A 19,985-nucleotide genomic window follows, 5' to 3' on the forward strand; every position below is an offset into this window, starting at 1 on the left:
TCGATTAGAAGTTTACATTTAAGCCAAACATATACGAACGTGCCGTCGGATAGGAGGCCATCCAGGTGTTGTCGTAATTGAGTACCTCTCTGATATTAGAAATCGTATTCAGATTGTTCACGCTAGCGTTTATATCAATACCATTTACACCGACCTTTTTAGCAATTTTGTGTGGCAATTTATAACCAAAGGTGATGTTCTTCACCTGTACGTAGCTCACCTTTTTATAGTACCCGTGTCCTAATGGATTGAGATAACCGGGTGAAACAATCGTCGCATTGGGATTCTCCGGTGTCCAATAATTGGCATCGTGTACATAGTTGGTAATCCCGAAAGTCCAGGCCCCAAGATTGGCCATGTGATCATCGCGCCATACATCAAAAACCCCGGTTACCAACGCAGATGCATAAAAATTTTTGTAAGAAAACCGATTGGCTAAAGATGCTGTATAGCGTGGATTTTTAGATCCGATGACCACCCTGTCACTCGCTTCTATCTTGCCGTTACCATCGCGGTCGTACAGCTTGGCAGCTCCGGGTGCTGCCCCATCCACAGTAATGGTTTCTCCATTTTGCCATACACCGATCATTTTATAATCGTAGAATACTCGTAATGGCTTACCAATAAACCAGTTGTTGGCAATATCATCGATACCATCCCCTCTCAATTCGACAATTTTGTCTCGGTTTAAGGAAAACACAGCGGTCGTATTCCATTGAAAATTTTCCCCTTTCACGTTCGTCGAGTTTAAGGTGACTTCAATACCTTTATTTTGGGTGGCGCCGATATTGTCCCAAATCCGGTTATACCCGTTCATGATAGGTACAGTGCGGGTCATCAGTAAATCTTTCGTTTTAGAGAGATAGGCATCGATAGTTCCTCCCAATCTGTTATTAAATAGCTGAAAGTCCAGCCCCAGGTTGGTCGAATAGGTGGTTTCCCATTTCAAATTAGGGTTCCCCACACCATCACCGGCCAAATAGGCTGTCGTAACGGCAGTACCATCATCGCCCCAGATATATTTTACATTGGAGTATAAGCGGTCTAAAGTGCGGTATGGTGTAATCGCCTGATTACCGTTGGCGCCATAAGAAAGGCGAATTTTCAGCATATCCAGCCATGTTACATGATCTTTTAAAAAGCTTTCCTCCCCGATTTGCCACGCCGCCGCTGCTACAGGAAAAAATGCATATTTATTGTTGACACCAAATACAGAAGCTCCATCTGTACGTCCTGTCAGGGTCAATAGATACTTGCCTTTGTAGGCATAATTTATTCTGCCCATGTATGACAGCATCGCAGATTCCGATAAGGAAGCGCTGTTGGAAACAAGACGGCTGGCCGAACCGATCATAAAGTATTCGGTATCATCGGTTACAAAACCTGCACCGCTCTGGGCTGTTGACCAGCTTTTCGTTTTTTGCATACTGAATAAACCCGTCACATCAAAACGATGATCGCCGATCTGCCGCTCGTATTTGAGCAGGTTCTCCCAGGTATAATCGTTATAATTGGAATTGTTAATGGAAGCACTACCTCCGGCCTGCGTACCCTGATCCCTGCCTTCAAAAGTATTGCGCCCGTAATAGGTTCCGGTAAATCCGTTCCGATAATTATAACCAAAATTTGATCGTAAGGAAAGACCCTCTACCGGTAGCAAAATATTGGCATAGCCAGAAAGAAAGAAGTTGTTATTATACCTATCCTGAATCGCGTTAACGTTGCGCATCGGATTGACGATCAATGAATACTCCATGGGCTCGGGCACATACTTCCCCGATTCGTCTTTATAGCTCCCATAAGGACTTTGTTTTATGGCATGTTCCAAATTTGGCGTAATACCACCGTCGCTTTTCCGGGTATATTGCAGGCCAACACCAGTGGTTAACCATTTATTAAAAGTCTGATCCACATTTGTGGTAATATTTAAACGGGACAACTTAGAATTGTATACCACACCCTCTTGATCCAAAGCAGCAAGGGCAGCCATATATTTTGTATTTTCTGTTCCACCGGAAATGCTCAGCTGATGATCCATGGTCATGGCTTTTCGAAAGACGTAATCCTGCCAATTGTTAGTAATGCCTTTCGCATAATTACCGCGCTCTGTTACGCTAATAATATCCCCGGCGATAGGATCTAATAGCGCTCCAGTATAGCCCTGCCTAATTCGGGCAATATCTTGTTGAAAGCGGATATATTCATTTGGTCCCATAACATTGATGCGTTGCATAGGCTCGGCCATACCGATCAAACCTTTATAGTTTACCTGAGCTCTACCCAGCGCCCCCCTTTTGGTTTGTATCAGAATAACCCCATTGGCCGCACGCGAACCGTAGATGGCCGAAGCCGAGGCATCTTTTAAGATCGAAAGGTTTTCGACGTTGTTGGGATCGATATCTGCCAGGGATCCGCTGTAGGGAATACCATCTAAAATAATCAACGGACTATTGTTGGCCGATATCGAATTTTCGCCCCGTATCAACAGGGTCTGTGATGCTCCCGGCGCAGCCTCGCCGGTCGTAATGGAAAAACCGGCAACCTGTCCCACCAAGCGATCCATCAGGTTTGAGGTAGATACCATGCTGAGCTGCTCTTTTCCGACCACAGCCAAACCTCCTGTTAAATCTTTCTTCTTGGCTGTACCATACCCTACGACCACAACCTGATCCAGGACATTATTTCCTGACATCTTCACATTGATGATTCCTGATGGATTGACCTTTAATTCCTGGTTATTAAAACCGATGTAGGTAAAAAGTAGCGTAGCCGTGCGTGGCGCCAGAATGGTATAACGGCCATTTGCATCTGTCTGAACACCGGTTTTCGCCCCTTTAATCATAACCGAAACACCCTTAAGTCCTTCTCCTGCATCATTGGTGACCTGACCTTTGACATTTATTTGATCTGTTGCTTGCGAATAAGCATAATTAGCCGCCACCACCGATAGGGTAGCACTCATTATCCAGCTCCTGAGCCAGATATGTATCTTTTGTATCATTGATTTATAATGGTTAGTTTAAAATTTACTTGCGTTCTTTACTTTCCCTTTCTCGTAAAGAATATGAGTTTAAAATAGGTCTGCTTCAATAGGCTTGGATTTTTAATTTAAATTTTGTGATACATAATATCTCATTGCTGCAAATGCATGCGCAATGCCGATGGCAAGACTTCGTTTTCGTTCTTATTGACGAAACCTAAAATTCCGTTGCGCCTTGCTATTGATTTTTGTAAAGTTCGGATTACCCTGCGTGAGCCTAATCACGTGGTCGGGAGGAATTTTCATACACATATTTTGCTTTTTTAAAATTGGTTAAGACAAAACTATAATCATCACCAATTCGTAGGGTTCGTTTTTGTACGAAAATGGTTTGATTTTGTACAAAAGGCAAAAAGATGTGTTTTTCGCAGTAAAATGGAGATTAGGAGCGCTTTATTATTCGTTTTTTATACGCATTAGATGATCTAGGATAACGGTATCGCTTGGTTGCACATCGATAGCTTCACCCCGACCTTTATAAATGATATCGCGGAAACTGGCCTGCGAGATACCTTTGGCTTTTATCGGTTGATGACTGATTAAATTTCGTACAAATAAGCCCTGCACATGCTCGCCATACTCGACCACCAAACCTTGTTTTGCTAGCGGACTGATGACCATATTCTCGATAAAAACATGACTTATACGGAGTTTACCCACAGGCATAATCCGTATGGATCGGTGTGAAATTGAATAGAAGTCCTGCCAGTTCTGGAGATAAATAGTTGAAATGTTGTCGATTTCGCCCCTATAAATCGAACCACTTACCACATTTACATTTTCTTCACCTGCTCCCACTCCGGTATCTGTCAACCCTATATTAATAAAGTCGTCGCCGCTTTTACCTTTGCAATTCGCAATAATAATATTTTTACAGCCAAAACGTATGCCCATGCCGTCTTGGTTCAAAATCTGTTTGTCTACTCCATCAACAGTTACTGCCTGCCTTACGTTAAAAGTAATATCGCTTACCTTACCGTTTGTACAGCGTTCCAATACCAGTCCATGCCCATGATAATCCTTTAATGTAATGCCGCTAACCTCAAATACATCAGTGTGAGCCAATATAATGGCGTGGTTCCGCCATCCTCCTTTTTGGTTCTCTCCGGGCTTACCTGCATCTGTACCATAAGATTGTCCAAATCCGCTGGGATTTAAGGACAAGATTTTATTATGGTCACCGGTAGCTCTGGGATGATCAGCTCCTTCTAAAAGAACATTTCCTTTTCCAATAATCCGGATATTCTTTGTGGGTGCTATATCTTTAATTGCCAGCCCTGCATTTGCAGAACGAATAAAATTATCCCGGCATTTATCCGATAGCTTAATGGTACAGTTATTCAATTCAAGTTCAAAATCGCCCGGAAGCAAAATGGCCTGATCGATGAGCCAGACACTTTTTTTTGTTACCGCATCGTATTTAGGGATCACGACTTTCCCGGTCGACTTTTTTGCTTCATTTATGGCTTTTTGTATACGTTCTGACTGGGAACCACTCTTGTATTTATTGGGGCTGATCGAAGTCTCATCTACCTTTTGGGCGACAGCCGCTGTCAGATAAATTACGTTAAACAAGCAAAAGCAATATGTAAGCAGAAGCGTTTTTCTAAAAATTGTCATTTTCATGATCGTTAGGATTTCAAAAATATAGAATTGCCTTTCACCTATCTGAAAGGGTATATCGGTAAACTATTGTCTGTATTTTTATTTCTTTCCACTCGAAACCTTTTTCTTAAACTCTGAAGGGCTCAGTTCAAACTGTTTTTTGAAACAGACGCTAAAGTATTTGGCATTGTTAAACCCGGTTTGGTAAGCAACTTCCGCTATCGTCAAATCCGATTTTTCTAACAGATAAGCACTTCTTTTCAGTCGCATATTCAAAATAAATTCTTTGATGGACATTCCCACAATATCATGTATTTTTTGATAGAGAATGGTTCTGCCTACGTTCATATCAGCCACAAAATCTTCAACGGAATAACTGGCATTGTCAATATTTTCTTCAATGACCTGAATGGCCTTAATCAGCAGTTCCTCGTCCATGGAGGTAACGGTTACATTGGAGGGATCTACCTGAACGTGTTTGCTGTATTTTTCTTTTAGTTCCCGCTGATTTCTTAGAATGGTTTCCGTCTGTTGCAACAGATAGTCGACATGAAACGGTTTATCAATAAACACATTGGCGCCATATTCCAATGCTTTTATTTTATTCTGGTTGTCATCTCCCGTACCCGAAATCATAATAATAGGAATATGGCTAGTCTTAAAATTTTGTCTAAGGCTACGGCATACTTCCAAGCCATTGCGATTTGGCATGATCAAATCGGTAATAATAAGTTGCGGATAAATTTTTTCGGCTTTAATTAAGCCCTCTTCCCCGTCACTCGCCGTGTACACATTATATTTTTCGGCCAGACGCTGCTCCAGATAAACACGCAGCTGTTGGTCATCTTCAATAAGCAGGATATTATCTGTCTTTTTTATAGGGATCGATCCTGTTTCTGGGGCTGCAGTATCCTGCGTAATAATATCGTCGATTTCAGAAACGGTGTAATCATACACATTAGGCTGCATGTCGCCTGCCCCGGCCTGTTTCCTTAACGGTAGTGAAAGGGTAAATGAAATTTTATCGGTCTTATTGACCATCCATATTTTACCCTCGAGCACATCTACCAGTTCTTTCACAATAGCAAGTCCAAGTCCTGAACTTTCTTCAAAAGTTGGCCGATGAGAAGATAAGCGGTTGAAAGAAGTGTAAAGTGTCGCGATCTGTTCTTCAGAAAAACAATCACCGGTATTTATAACTTCAATGGAGATGTATTCGACTTCCGTTGGATTTAACGAAGGAAACCGTTCCTTTTCTTCTGCTGTTGCACTATAGATACGTACGCCCACATACCCATTATCTGGTGTATATTTTAGGGCATTGGAGAACAGATTAGTCAATATTTTTTCGATAACATCGTAATCAAAGGCAACATATAAATTGTCCTTGTACGCGGAAATATTGGTTTCAACACCTTTTTTATTGGCATATAGCTCAAACAGGCTAAATATATCCCTTACAAAATTGATAAAATCACCAACCTGCGGATTGAGCGTAATTTTTTGGCTTTCTATTTCGCGAAAGCGCAGCAATTGGCTAATCATCCGCTGTATTCTGGATACATTTTTCTCTATTAAATCCATGTATACCAAAGCAGTATCGTTGGATACAATAGTGTCTTTGAGTTGCATAAGAGGCTGTAAAACCAAGGTTAGCGGTGTTTTTAAATCGTGTGAGATATTGGTAAAGAAGTCGGTACGCGCCTGGTTTAGCTCTTGCATATTCTGTTCTTTTAAACGCTCGAGTGCTAATCGCTCTTTAAACACTCTTTTATTGCTGTAATATCTCATTATGAAAAAAAGCAGGGCAAAAACAAGTGCTGCATAGCAGCAATAAGCCCACCAGGACAAGAAAAATGGTGGATCGACGTGGATGTATAATCGTGATATTTGATCGCCCCATAGCCCATCATTGTTGGAAGCCTTGATTTCAAAGATATAATCTCCGCCCGGAAGGTTGAGAAACTGTACAGATTTCTGGTTGGCATGACTGATTTGCCAGTCTTCACCAAGCCCCAACATCCGGTAAGCGAACTGGTTCTTCTCTGCGGATAGATAACTATTTGCCGAAAACTTAATTTCTACATTGGACTGGTTACTGGAGAGCCTTATCTTGTCTTCTTTTTGATTGGAAAGACTGCCAATGTCTTTCGTTAAAACTGATGAGCCATCCGCTGGTTTCACGAGTTTATTGTTGACCAGAAATCCTGTAAAAAAAACTTTGGGTTTTTGCAGATTTTTATTGAGGTAAGCCGGATCGAAAAGTAGAAATCCATTGGTACCACCAAACAGCATTTCACCCCTAGAAGTTTTGTAAGCGGCATGAATATAAAATGAACCAATGTTATTTTCCTGATAAAATCTGGATTTCTCAAATTTACTGGATTTCCAATTGAAACAAAAAAGACCATCACTGGTACTTAACCAGATATTTTTCGTGGCAACATCTTCTAATATGCCAAATACCATTTTCGCCGGGAATCCGTTACTTACACTATAGTTGACATATGTCCCATCTCTTTTGAGTACATTTACGCCTTTACCCAATGTCCCCAACCATACTTCGCCATTTGAAGTCACTGTATAACTACACAGGTAATTTGCTGAATAGGAAGCATCTTTGAGCGCGTAGTGTTTCAATACCTTTAACGTATGGGGATTTACAACAAAAAATCCTTGATGGCTAATTAAACAGAGCTGATCTTGGTTATTCACATATAATGCTTCGACTTCGAGGTTCATTTTTTTGCCCTGCGCATCAAGGACGCTCACCATCTCTATAGGATCTAGCGGCTTCTTTCGATATAAAAATGATTTATCGGGATCTGTCATCCACCAGGTGCCTTCCTTATCGTTTACAAAATCATAAACGGTGAGTGGTTGCTGGCTCTCTGGAGAGCGGAAATTGAAACTGCTGAAATGCTGATTGTCCACATCATAACTACCAATACCGCCGTTATAGGCTGAAATCAACAGTTTTTTGCTCATTCGGTCAAATTTCAGGCGTTTAATCATATGGGGACTCGACGAACTACCCTTCGATTTTTCTGGAGGGTTAAACTGATCCTTTTTTCTATTCCAGTAATTCAGGCTCCCCCCCTCGGTACCGATCCATATATTTCCCAGATGATCTTCCTGAAAACTACTGACTATGGGGTGATTGAGTCCCCCTGGGCTGGGCTTGAAGTAACGTACTCGGGAATCGTAAAGCGAGCTATAAGCTATTTTACCACCGTAAGTACCTATCCAGGCCCCTTGGTCCGGATCCGGATAAATTGTCCATATCGAGTTATTCGGTAATGAATAAGCATCGTTCAAGTTCATTTGCAAGGTGCTGCTGCTTTCATTGGATGGATCATAAAGATACAATCCAGCTTGCGTAGCCACCCAGATCACCCCGGTTTGGTCCAAATATAATTTTTTGGTTAACACTGCTGAATTTCCCATTATGTTTACTGGGATCTTCTGTTTTAAGTTACCTGTTAAGTCTGTTATATGGATTCCCCCTCGTTGTGTTAAAAAGTAATATTCCCCCCCGTACGCGACCGCATCGTTCACCTGATTTGTCGTACTACCAAAATCCGCAAACTGGATTAGGCGTTTTTTCGTCATTTCAACTTGATACACGACAGCGCCTTGGCTTAGAAACACCTGATCTTTAGCACTCAATATATTTTGGAAAGACTTGTTTTTGGGCAATAAAAAGCTTTCTGTCTGTTTATTTTGCGGATTATAGCGTAGTATGCTATTGTCTGACAGCATGTAAACCTGACCATCGCTATGTACACAAAGCGAACGGATCATTCCGGGAACCACGACATGAAAAGAAAACCGTTCGTAATCGAATTTTAATAAACCTTGCCCAGAAGCTAGAAACAGATTTCCCTTTTTATCCCGAATTAAAGAACCATAACCCCATTTTTGCGTGGGTTTGATCGCAGAGACGATATCATTTAACTGATAAAAACTATTGCCATCGTACATGAAGAGTGCATCGGGCCCCGTGTACCAAATACGCCCTAAACTATCTTTTGCGATGCTCTGTATACCGCCATAATAGGAAGTTTCGGGCATCAGATGAAACCTATACCTCGAAAGATCGATACCGAGAACACATTGCCCCCAAAAAACGACGAAACAAATTATCAGACTGTATTTATTCATTTACTGATGCTACTAAAGCTGTTTAAATTTCAATCCAAGATTTACGCGTGCCAGTTACAATCAAAATACCCTGCTACTAATTGTTGATCAGTGGTTCTATAAACTTCGATTATCATACTATTAGGCAATGAGCTTCGTCGAAATTCTGGCCTTAGCTCTTTTTCAGCTGTTCAGATCCATGCGAAGCCAACAGTACCAATTTACTTAAAAACAGGCGTTGGGGACAAACTTATCTTCTTTTGCTGATTATTTTTGAGTTCGAAGATTACAAGTTCATTTTTTCCGGGTTTTAAATCCGTAGAAGGAATTAATATCGACTGCTGTTTTTCTTCCTCCCAGTAAGATCCCAAATATTTTTGATTTAACCAGACCTCGCCCATTCCCCATCCTGTCATATTAAGATACTTGTTTCCGGACAGATTGTGTTCGAACTGACCTTTGTAAAAACCGGGGCTGTCATTAGCTGATCTTTGTTCAAAAACCAAATCCTTCAGTGGATAATTACGCACCGTTAAGGGGATCATTTTCCAGTCTTGAAGGTCGTTTCCGTCTAAAGTAATGGTGCCAAATAGCCCTTTTGAATTATCTGTAATTTCTGGTCCGTAAGTGATCCGACCAATATTCTCGACATAAAGTTGAAGCAAGTGTTTGCCTGGATTTGCTTTGATGGCTAGTTTTTTACTCTTATCTGTCAGGCTACCCTGTACCTTACCGTCGACATAGACCACGGCATAATCGCGTACGTTTTCCAATTCCAGCTCTTCGCTTTCGGCATCAGTGTTTATCTCGGTCTGATAAAGTACATAGCCCGATTCGATGTCCAAATCATTCAAAGATAATGCATTTTCCGCCTTGACAGCTTTATTATAAACCTGGTTTACAGACGCTTTCTCTTCTAACCTAATTTCCTGTGCCATGAGGGGCTGACCCCAAAAAACAGTCATCATAGATAATATCATTGTTCTTACCATTGTGTAAATCTTTCTTATTTCTCTAAAAATGATTGAATAAAAGTTTCGTCCACGGCCACTTGCGGCGAGAATTTCTCACTTTTTACATAATTATCGATACTGTACAACAATTGTTGGGTAGCGGGACGGTTATCCATATCATTTTTGGTATCCAATGCCAGTACCAGCAGTTTCCCGCCGTGCAGTTTGGCTTCAAAACCAATACCCAATTTCTGGTTGTTGTCGTAGCTGTCGATGACCTGTATAAAGGGACGCAGTTGTTGTGGTGCATGTTGCATTTCGATTACTTTTGCATGGTTCAGGATATCCCACCACTGCCAATCGGTATGGTATGAAGTAAGAAAATCATTAAACATGGCCTGCTTATGATGAACAAGGTTGCCGATGGTCATCGGTGCCCATGCAAACATAATGGGGTTCCAAAAATGATTGTGAAACAGTGATTTTCGACCTTTCACCTGGTCTGGAGAAGGATAAAGAACCACGGTTTTACCCTGGGCCAACTGCCTTTTTGCAGCATCATCGTAGACATCGGTGTACAATACATTAGCTGTAGACTGCATCAGATGTTGATGTTTTGGATATACCCAAATGTCCCAGCTATTCTTAATGCTATCGTTTACCGCAAGATGAACCGTAACTTTTTGGGTGCTGATGTTTTTTAGGGAAATCTCAAATTCACCTACCGGCGATACATTTTCGTTGGCAATGGTTTGCCTTTTCAGTGTTCCCTTTTTCAATACGCTGCCAGCGGTATCGGTCAACCACCATTTAATTTTCGCATTTTCAAGTGCAGAATTGCTAAAGTTATATACCTCGGCTTTACCCCTAAATGTTTCTGTGTTGAAAAAACTGCTTTTATCGTAGCGCAGTAGAGCGACCGTTGGCGCGCAAAACTCGCTGAATTTTTCTGCTGTAACCAATCCTTTCGAATCCCAGAAAGGATCGAAGATCCCCACGGGCGCGTACCCTTGTCCCGGAAAGTCATTCATCGACAAAAGCTGAAATCCGGCAGATTTACCTGATCGCAACAGGGCTTCGATCACGGCTTTGTACTCCAGCACGGTCAACGCACCAGATGCTCTGAAGAAATCCTTTGCTTGGTCCAACATGCCATTTTTTTGTAATAGATCGCTAAATACTTCAAAATTGCGGGCCTCTACGGGACTGTTGGCATATTTCTTTATTTCATCAAAATTTGGATAAATACAGCGTTGCCCTGACTCGTGTGAAATGACGGGCACATCTACATCAGATTCCAAATTCTTGTCCCAATCGGTACTGGGCAGACCTTCGTACACCTTCACCGGCCCTTTATTGGTTTGCTGGGAAACGTAATATTGATCTGATTTAACCCGTGTTCGTGCCGTAGAACCGCTGTAAAGATGGCGGGGATCAGCTTTTCTGCCTTCGGCAGTCAACTCCTCGATAAAGTCGAAATTCCCGGTAATTTCATTTCCGTTGCAGTACAGAACAAAAGAAGGATGGTTGCCATATTCTTTTAAAATAGCTTTAATTTCCCTACGGAAGAAGTTATATCTAGACTCGTCGGGTTCGGCATCTTTGCCCCACATAGGCATTTCCACTTCAAAATATATTCCATGTTTGTCTGCCATGCGAAAGGCCGCCGCCGGCGGGCACCATGAATGGAATCGTAAATGGTTCATGCCATACGCCTTCATCAGCACCATGATTCGTTCCCAAGAGGCATCGTCGAGCGGAGCATGGCCTGTTTTTGGAAACACTGCATTTTCTACATTGCCTCTTAAATGGATGGGACGATTATTGAGCAGTACATGGTTTTTTCCTTGTTTTACTTCACGCATACCAAAGGTTGTCGCTTTTTCATGTCGGTAGCTGTTTTTGCCGTCGGAGGTATTCAGTTGACAATTTATACGATAGAGGTTTGGGTTAAACTCATCCCACAATTTGATATGCTTACCTAATGGAATAGTGGTCTCTACGAAGGTCACCGAATCGGTACTTACCAGTGCAACTTCATCCTTAAGACTGTAGTTTGTTCCCTCGATGACGAAAGACACTTTGCCCTTTATCTGTTTTTTGGTCGCATTATTTACCCGTAATTTTACTTTTATGGACTGATCGGCTATATTTGGATATACCTGAAGATCTTCCAGATAAACTGGGTCTATGGCCAGCAGTTTTATTTCTCCTAGAATACCGTTCCAGTTAATCTGCGTAAATTCAGTATGCGCATGGTTCCATTTGTGTGTATTATACTGAAACCGGTTATCGATACAAATGGTCATGCGATGCTTCTTTCCGGGCTTTACAAATGAGCTCAGATCGTGGTTGTGGGGCACACTTACATAATCGATACTGCTGACTTCCTTGGTATCTACAAAAACTGAACTCAACCAGTGGGTACGCTCAAAGTATAGGAATATTTTTTTCCCTTTCCATTCGGCAGGGATTTCAATATCACGTTGGTACCATGCCGGTCCCATATATTCGTATTTTCGGGTCAGGCGATCGATATATTTATAGGGATTTTTATATCCTATCTGATAATCATCGGTAATACCGGGAAGCTTAATTGTTTCTTGCAAAAGATGATTATAGCGGGGAGACAGCGATCCTCTACGGAAATCCATCACGTCCGTCTGGAACCCCCAAGTGCCTGATAAATCGATAGCATCTTGAGCCTTTAACAAGGTTGCCTGCAGGAAAAGCCCCATTAGGCACATCATTTTAAAGTATTTATAGATGCTTGTCCTGTATTCATCCATTTTGTGTTTCGATAGTTTAGGTGCTTTCATTCTTTTCAGTATATTATTTTTGTAGGCATCGAAAAAATAGTGTCACTGTGATACTCCTCTTTAAGCTCGGTTTCGTAATTGAAGTCTTATTTATTATCATAATAATGCTTCATCAGAAACCAGGCTTTCTTTCGGTAGCCTTGGTCTGAGATCAATCCTTTGCGGTTCCAGCCATCTTGGTTGGTCGGATGAAAACGGAACGGCGAACGGAAATCAAATAGCAGCCAAGGTGAAGTTCCGCGCAGGTTTGGAATATGCTTAAACATTTCGAGGTTGTTTTTGTACAAAGTCGCTTGGTAATCTTCACTCCATGAACTGACGACATCCTTTTCGCCCGTTTTGCCATACAGCGCCTCGCCTCCAAATTCAGAAATAATTAAAGGCTGGCCTTTTGCCACATCCCATACTGCTTTATCAGGAGAAACTGGCCAGGAATGGTACCAGCCTAAATATTTGTTGACAGCTACGACGTCCAATTCTTTCGTAAAAGGATCATCCATAACAAAGGTTTCCTTTTCCTTATTGAAACGAACAAGATCAAAAGCAGCGGTTATAAGCCTGGTCGTGTCAATGGCTCTGCATGTAGCAATCAAATGCCTGATAAAAGCATTTCTAGGCTCGGATGGTTGGGTTTCATTGGCTACGCCCCAAAAAGCGAGTGCGCAACGATTTTTGTCTCGAGCAACCATTTCCCGCATCATTTTACCGGCTTTCTCTTTGGTCGATTCATTTTCAAAATTGATGCCTTGCCAAATGGGAATTTCTTCCCACAACAAGAAACCCATTTTTTCGGCCATTCTCACGATATATTCATTTTGTGGATAATGTGCCAAACGAATCATATTACAGCCCAAAGCTTTCGCTTCTGAAAGCAGCATCACTGCATCTGCCTGTGAAAAAGCACGACCTCTGCGCTGAGGTATTTCCTCATGAAATGAAATGGACTTGAGAAAAATAGCTTCGCCATTCAGGAAGATATCTTCCCCTTTTACCCAGATATTGCGAAAACCTATTTCCTCTTCTATTTGATCATCGCGCGTTGAAATCTTCACGTTATACAGTTTAGGTGAAGTGGGCGACCAACGTTTGATTTCTCTCGATAGGAATGAAGTTTTTACTTCTCCCTGAGCATCTGTTTTAAGCGTTTGTTTTAGTTGTAGTTCCGGTATTTCGATAGTTACCGAGGAATTGGCCATCGTTTCCGAAAGTTTGACCTTCGCATTGATTTTATCGGCTTTGGTTTTGTCCAATTGAACAAAATAATCATCGATAAAAACTTTTGGCGTGCTTACCAAAAAGACATCTCGAGTGATACCGCCATAGTTCCACCAATCAAAGGCCATTGCCGGAATGGCATCAACCTGCCGGCTATTATTTACCTCAACTGCCAAAAAATTATCATTTTCTTTAGCTGCATCTGTTATTTCAATCTGAAAGGGGGTAAAACCACCTTCATGTTGTGCAATCTCTTGTCCATTGAGATATATGCGACAACGGTAACTTACCGCAGCAAAATACAAGAACAACCTTTTGTTATTTTCTTTCACTACATCGAACTTACGCCCATACCAGATGGTACCTTCGTAATATTTAAGTTCAGGCATTTGACTGTTCCAATCTGAAGGCACATTTAAACGGAGACCATTCTCGAAAGCGTATTCATAAAAATCAGTCTTGCTTTCGGCTTTTTTATTCAGGTAGATTTGGTTTTTTCTTCCCTGGTCGTATAAGTCTACAATAGCGTTCCACTTTCCATTTAAGGATTGAGCTTGCCTACCATACACATTGGCCATATTTTGCTGTGCAACAAGGTTGGAGGTTATCAGGCTAAAAAAAAGGGACAATATCAAAGATAGATTGATCAGCTTTATCATGATAGGTGTTAGTTGTTAATAAAATTTTCTATTTTACCTGCAATGCAGAAAGCTTTGTCCAACCCTGAGCCGTCAAATCTCCATCAAGGGCAAGTTGAATTGCCGGCTTATTTTCCTTGGTCGTATCAACAATGGCGACTGCCCAGCTGTATATCCCTGCAGGTAGATCTACTTTTGCATTTAATTTATAACTCGCAGCAGCACCTTTCAACCAAGCAGACGGTTCACTCTGACGATCTACAAAAATCTTTTTAATATTCCCTTTGGCATCTAACAGTGCAAAAGCAACTTTATATTTGTAGTTCCATTGTGGAATATTATTAGGTAAGTAGCCCCAGCCCATATTCTGCCAACGATGGGCGATTTGCGCTACTTTTCCCGTCTTGATATCTTGAGGGAGGTTGATTTGGTCTGGATATACACGGTACCCCCCTTCTGTAATAAACCGTTGAACCAAATCAAAGGACTTAAACCAGGATTCAGTTTCTCCCCCCGTTCTAAAGTCCATCATATTGACATGGGCTTCGGCCGACAGGTCGAACTCACCTTTCCTCACATCCTCATCATGACCTTCTCTATATTTTCCACTGGGGTCTGTCCAATAACGGTGCTTACCTGGAGCAATAATCCAGCCTCCTTCCATAATGATAGGACACTTAAAATTCCATTTCTTGGCAAAATCCTTTTCCCAATTCTGGTAATAGCCAGTCATGCCAAAAGCATCTTGGCGAAGGCTATACCCCTTATCAATAGCTTTATCCAATAAGCGTTCACTATTCGGGTTGACTGCTCCCCAACTTTCGGGATGACCGACCAGACGATGGTAGTTGATAACCAAAGGAACTTTTGTAAATGTGTTAGCATATAAGCTGGTCACCCATTCAAGGGTTTCTTCCTTTCTTTTTTCAGTACTTTCGGGTGTTGCCATTTTAGGATCTTCATAGACAACATAATGTGCTTCGCCCCATTTCCCCAAGCCATAGGCATCAATAAAAGAGGTCTTTTCAGGATCATTAAATTCCTTGGCCAAAGCTGTGATAAATTTGGTATAGTATTTTCTAAATACCGCATCCTGAGGATAAGGTGTTTGCCTATCGGGATGATTTTCATTTTCCAAATAATATTTGGCTCCGAGGTCGAACACAAATTTGGGTGTATTTTGACCTTGGTCGCGACCATCTACCACAATACGGAGCGCTATGGGCAACCCTCTCGTTTGTGCGCCTTTAAGGAGTTTTCCTATTTTAGAGTTTGGATCATCCCAGGCATAAACACCGTCACTGGGATTCAGCGAAGACCAGCTCGTGCGTACATAACATGCCGAAGCATAATCAATGACCTTTACCTTTTTACCCAATGCTGGCACAAAATATCCGATATCCCAATACGTATCATCGGCATTACGGGGAGCATACATTACCCAACCATTTAAAGGATTGCGCAAGACTGAATGACCATCGTATTTTGGCTTTAATAAAATATACCCGGTGTTGCCCGAACCGCTTTTCCCTTCATTTTTTTGAGAAAAACCAAGCAATCCAGAAGTGCACAATAAAAGCGTTAAAAAAAATTTTATTATCCAATTTGAGATTAGCTGTTTGTTTATCATTTCGTATTTGAACATATTTTCAAGTCTATTGGTTATTGGTTATTGGTTATTGTAGTCTATGCTATATTGGTCTTATTTAAATCAAATTGATCTAATGGGACGACACAAAAATAACCACAGCAGATTTCCGCTATGGTATTGATTTGTTCAAAAAAGGTTCGTTTTTGTACAAAAATTAGGATTTAATCCGCTATGAAGGACGATGTGAATAAAATCATTCACTTATGGAGACTAAGTGATAAAGAAACAGATCTTCCTTCTTGGATTTATAGCAGTCTACTTAATGTAAAAAGCCCGATTGTTGTCGGGCTTTTTAGGTTCATGTTCCATACGATCCTCTTCATTCGAAAGAAATGAAAAACGCTATCACATCTGGCGTATGCCAAATTCTCAGAAGTATTACTTCAACTTCTGTAACCGTTCTTTCGCCGCGGGCACGATATCATCGTTTTTGTCATAATTGTCAATCACACTTTTCAAGGTACTCTTCGCCTGGAAAGCATTGCCTTTGCGCGCATAGGCATCAGCAAGCACCAGGAAGCTCTTGGCAACCCAATATTCTTGTGCTTCCCTATTGTTAATCACATCAAAGGCTGTTTCCAGCGCCTTATCATATTCCTTGTTATCGTACTGCAAAAGCGCTACGCGGTACCGTGCTTCTGCGCCGACCGCCGATTGGCTCTTCAATGCGGCCAGGTTGAATTCTTTCATGGCAGACGCTACATTCTTTTCTTTCAGCAAGGCTTTTCCACTGTACAAATGCGCTTTCGCTATTTCCTCCTCGGTTGCACCGTTGTAATTTTTGACCAGGCTCACGTACTTAGCCATTTGCTCCATATCGCCGAGTTCGAAGTAACACACCATCAGGTTCGTTACCGCATAGCCATAGTTCTTTTTATATTCTTCGTTGAGCTCCAATTTTTTGAGGTGTACAATGGCCTCGTTGTATTCCTTGAGGTCCAGGTACAGCGCAGCAACCGTCAGCAAGGTATTCTCTGAATATTTGCTCGTCCAGTCGTTCAATATGATATTTAGATCGTGTAATGCTTCCTGCGGATGCCCAGTGCGGTACGAACTCACCCCACGGATGTAACGGGCGAATTTTTCTTGTCGGGGTTTTGGAAATTTATCAAAATAGGCATTGATCGCTTCTACAGCTGCTCCGTATTCTCCCCTGGCGAATAGCGACTGCGCAGCCTGGAAAGCCATGTTATCTAGCTCTGCAGGACTCAGATTACTGACATTGGTACCGACAGCATAACGGATATAGCTTGAAGCATCCCCCTGATCGAGGTAAATATTTTCGATGAAACGCATGGCCTGCTCGGCTTCAGCAGTTCGGGTATATTTCTCCACCACCTTCTGAAAAGTCGCTTTCGCCGCTTCGGGCTCATCGTTATTGTACTGCACGAGCCCTATGGTCATTAAGGCGCGCGGAATATAACTGCTACGGGGGTACTTTTCGACCATTGCTTGCAATCCTTCGATTGCACGGCCATAATCACCCATCGTGAAATAAGTGTAAGGAATTTCAAAGGCCGCATCATCCGCATAGTTCGAAGATGGAAATTGCTTCAAAACGGACCGCAGCGTACTGAGCTTGGTTTCGTTGTTACCTTGCAGACCAAATAAGATACCGCGCTGGAATAAGGCATAATCCTGATTGGGCGCTTTGCTGTCGATCAGCTGATCATAGTACTTATTTGCCCGGCCGTAATCGCGCAGACACAGATACGAATCGCCTAGGCGTGCAATGACATCATACCGTATATTTTGATCCACCGCATTTCCTCCAGCAGCCAGAAAACGTTCAAAATAATTGGCTGCCAACTCAAAACGATTGTTTCGGTAGGCCGCATACGCCAGCCCATAATTGGCATAATTATACAGATCGCTATTCCGAGCGACGGGCAGGCTCAGAAACTGGGAGAAGTTTTCTACGGCTTCACCAAATTTGCGCACTTCATACATGGCCTCTGCTTTCCAATAGGTTGCAAGAGCGGCCATTTCAGCATTGACCGGAAACTTTTCAGATCGCATAAACATGGATATGCTATTTTCGAAAGCGCGCTCGTTATAAAACTCCAGTCCGCGGTAGTAGGTTACCTTTTGATAGATCGCATTGACCTCCCGACCGCGCTCTTTTAGCGATTCCAGCATACTAACACCGGCATGGAAGTTGGTCGTCCCACGTAGAATTTCAGCGGATAGTGTTTCGGCACTTTCCTTTCTTTTTGAACCGGGATCGACAGGTTTCACTTCTTGGGCGATATATTTTTCGAGGACTTTTTGTGCCGCTTGGGTGGAGTCCATTGCAAACAAGATTTTAGCATAGTTAAATAGCGCATCGGCTTTCACTTGCTGGTCTAAATCCAGTTTTGTCGCTTTGACAAAAGCATTTCGTGCAGCTTGCTTATCGCCAGTCTCCAGAGCGATATGGCCTAATGTCATGATCGCCCCCTGATAAAAGGCATCCGAAGGTTTTATGGCCTCCAGCATACCGCTCGCTCTTTTATATTCGCCAGCGCCATAAGCCAGATAGCTGATGCGGTAATTATCGATATTACTTTGCGCAGCGTCTGGGTGCCGTTTCATCAATTCGTGATAATAGGCCTGTTTATATTTTTGTTGTGCTAAATAGGTGGCTGTGGCAATCTGGCGTAGCTCCGTCTCGATAGCATCGCGGTTGATATGCGTCATATCCGGACTGCGGCGTACCTTGACCGCATCGGCCAGCATAGGCCGGTAGTCGCGTACGACATCAATGGAATCCATGGTTTGAACCTCTCCGCCGCCACCTTGCACACTATGTTGCTGTTGTTTCTCTTTCTTTTCTTTCTGTTGTTTCCCCACTTCCTGTGCATAACCTGTTACCAATAAAGCCGAAAGCGTCCCAGTAAACAGGTATTTCAGGTAATTGTGACCGATTCTTTCTTTCAATATCATTGTTCGTACGTATTTCTGAATTGTTCCAAACGTTCCTTTGCCGAGGAGACATAGGGTTATCCCTAATTAGTGTATTCAAAACTAAAGAATTCCAAGCACATTCGGTAATTTACACCTCATAGTTGCTCCGTTTCAACGATTTAGAACAAAACACGCTATTCCATTGCTCTATCGGCAACTGAATTTATACAATAATGGAGCCAAGAAGAAAAAATAAAAGAGTGGTTCCTACTGATAGGAATGGACTGACTTGGATACCTGCCAACTGCCATTCTCATAAACTAAAGTCACTAGGTCAGTCATGCTAAAGCTGTCAAATTTCAATACAATTTTTGCAATCATATAATCTGCGGATTTTTCGACAATCTTGATATGCGTTTTACAGTTCAGAATTTCTCCCTGCTGTTTTTTTAAAGATTTAATCAAAGCCTGGCGTCCGTAGTAGGTCTGTATATTGGAAGCCTGGATCCTTTGGCTGAAATCTTCAGCAAATAATTGCTCTAAACCCACAGATTCTCCAGCCGTCGTTACAGCAACATAATGCTGCAAAGCGAAGTCTGCTGTGGAAAGATTAATGCTAATTTTTTCTGGTTTTGATGCTGGCTTTTCAGCTGCCATGGCAACTGACGATAAGCAGATTAAAGCTGCTGCCGTGAATGTTTTTACGAATGCTTTCATACTATCTTTTTGTTCTATTGTGTTAGTCTATATACCCTTACTTGTTGATCCAAAACTAAAGTTCAATATATCGCTGGCCTATGCACTTTAGACCAACGATATTTGAATATCGGTGAATGGCGGAAATGTAAAGTTGAATATAACAACCATCTTAGCTGCTGCATGCCAAATACTATACCAGTGGCTACAATAAGAACATTTGTGCCTCTCAGCACATTTAAAGGCATTTTCAAGATTCTTTACTAAAAAGAAAATGTGCGCATACGAACAGTTTCAAAATAGATTGTTCGCATGCGCACACCGCATAAAAAGCCTAGC

Annotated in this window: 9 protein-coding genes; all 9 read right to left on the reverse strand. The window is 41.9% G+C overall.

Features of this window, described 5'->3' with window-relative positions:
• Positions 1-4: 4 nt before the first annotated feature.
• The 9 genes from A9970_RS13790 to A9970_RS13830 all read right to left on the reverse strand — a co-directional run bounded on the left by A9970_RS13790 (position 5) and on the right by A9970_RS13830 (position 19,667).
• Positions 5-3,001, reverse strand: a complete 2,997-nt coding sequence (locus tag A9970_RS13790; RefSeq protein ID WP_182982709.1) for a TonB-dependent receptor — start codon at positions 2,999-3,001, stop codon at positions 5-7.
• A 435-nt stretch (positions 3,002-3,436) separates the two neighbouring features.
• The gene (locus A9970_RS13795; protein ID WP_182982710.1) at positions 3,437-4,666 is read right to left on the reverse strand and encodes a glycosyl hydrolase family 28 protein; all 1,230 of its coding nucleotides are present in this window, start codon (positions 4,664-4,666) and stop codon (positions 3,437-3,439) included.
• Between the two features lie 78 nt (positions 4,667-4,744).
• Complete coding sequence (locus A9970_RS13800; protein ID WP_220801610.1) at positions 4,745-8,809, reverse strand: hybrid sensor histidine kinase/response regulator transcription factor; 4,065 nt, start codon at positions 8,807-8,809, stop codon at positions 4,745-4,747.
• A gap of 200 nt (positions 8,810-9,009) precedes the next feature.
• Positions 9,010-9,756, reverse strand: a complete 747-nt coding sequence (locus A9970_RS13805) for a hypothetical protein (protein ID WP_259655396.1) — start codon at positions 9,754-9,756, stop codon at positions 9,010-9,012.
• A 38-nt stretch (positions 9,757-9,794) separates the two neighbouring features.
• The gene (locus A9970_RS13810; RefSeq protein ID WP_259655397.1) at positions 9,795-12,560 is read right to left on the reverse strand and encodes a sugar-binding domain-containing protein; all 2,766 of its coding nucleotides are present in this window, start codon (positions 12,558-12,560) and stop codon (positions 9,795-9,797) included.
• Between the two features lie 86 nt (positions 12,561-12,646).
• Positions 12,647-14,434 carry a glycoside hydrolase family 2 protein gene (locus tag A9970_RS13815; RefSeq protein WP_182982712.1) on the reverse strand — a complete coding sequence of 596 codons (1,788 nt, stop codon included), beginning with the start codon at positions 14,432-14,434 and terminating at the stop codon, positions 12,647-12,649.
• A gap of 28 nt (positions 14,435-14,462) precedes the next feature.
• Complete coding sequence (locus A9970_RS13820; protein ID WP_259655398.1) at positions 14,463-15,851, reverse strand: DUF4832 domain-containing protein; 1,389 nt, start codon at positions 15,849-15,851, stop codon at positions 14,463-14,465.
• Positions 15,852-16,442: 591 nt separating this feature from the next.
• On the reverse strand, positions 16,443-18,989 hold the full coding sequence (locus tag A9970_RS13825; protein ID WP_182982714.1) for a tetratricopeptide repeat protein: 2,547 nt from the start codon (positions 18,987-18,989) through the stop codon (positions 16,443-16,445).
• A 228-nt stretch (positions 18,990-19,217) separates the two neighbouring features.
• Positions 19,218-19,667, reverse strand: coding sequence for a nuclear transport factor 2 family protein (locus A9970_RS13830; RefSeq protein WP_083663510.1), 450 nt, complete (start codon positions 19,665-19,667; stop codon positions 19,218-19,220).
• Positions 19,668-19,985 lie beyond the last annotated feature (318 nt).

Origin of the sequence: Sphingobacterium sp. UME9 (assembly GCF_014170215.1) — a bacterium.
Classification (GTDB): domain Bacteria; phylum Bacteroidota; class Bacteroidia; order Sphingobacteriales; family Sphingobacteriaceae; genus Sphingobacterium; species Sphingobacterium paramultivorum.

Excerpts from the sequence above, each read along its gene's own strand:
- A9970_RS13790 (WP_182982709.1), bottom strand. The coding sequence starts at position 3,001 with ATGATACAAAAGATACATATCTGGCTCAGGAGCTGGATAATGAGTGCT.
- A9970_RS13800 (WP_220801610.1), bottom strand. The coding sequence starts at position 8,809 with ATGAATAAATACAGTCTGATAATTTGTTTCGTCGTTTTTTGGGGGCAA.
- A9970_RS13795 (WP_182982710.1), bottom strand. The coding sequence starts at position 4,666 with ATGAAAATGACAATTTTTAGAAAAACGCTTCTGCTTACATATTGCTTT.
- A9970_RS13825 (WP_182982714.1), bottom strand. The coding sequence starts at position 18,989 with ATGATATTGAAAGAAAGAATCGGTCACAATTACCTGAAATACCTGTTT.
- A9970_RS13830 (WP_083663510.1), bottom strand. The coding sequence starts at position 19,667 with ATGAAAGCATTCGTAAAAACATTCACGGCAGCAGCTTTAATCTGCTTA.
- A9970_RS13815 (WP_182982712.1), bottom strand. The coding sequence starts at position 14,434 with ATGATAAAGCTGATCAATCTATCTTTGATATTGTCCCTTTTTTTTAGC.
- A9970_RS13820 (WP_259655398.1), bottom strand. The coding sequence starts at position 15,851 with ATGTATGCTCCCCGTAATGCCGATGATACGTATTGGGATATCGGATAT.
- A9970_RS13810 (WP_259655397.1), bottom strand. The coding sequence starts at position 12,560 with ATGAAAGCACCTAAACTATCGAAACACAAAATGGATGAATACAGGACA.
- A9970_RS13805 (WP_259655396.1), bottom strand. The coding sequence starts at position 9,756 with ATGATGACTGTTTTTTGGGGTCAGCCCCTCATGGCACAGGAAATTAGG.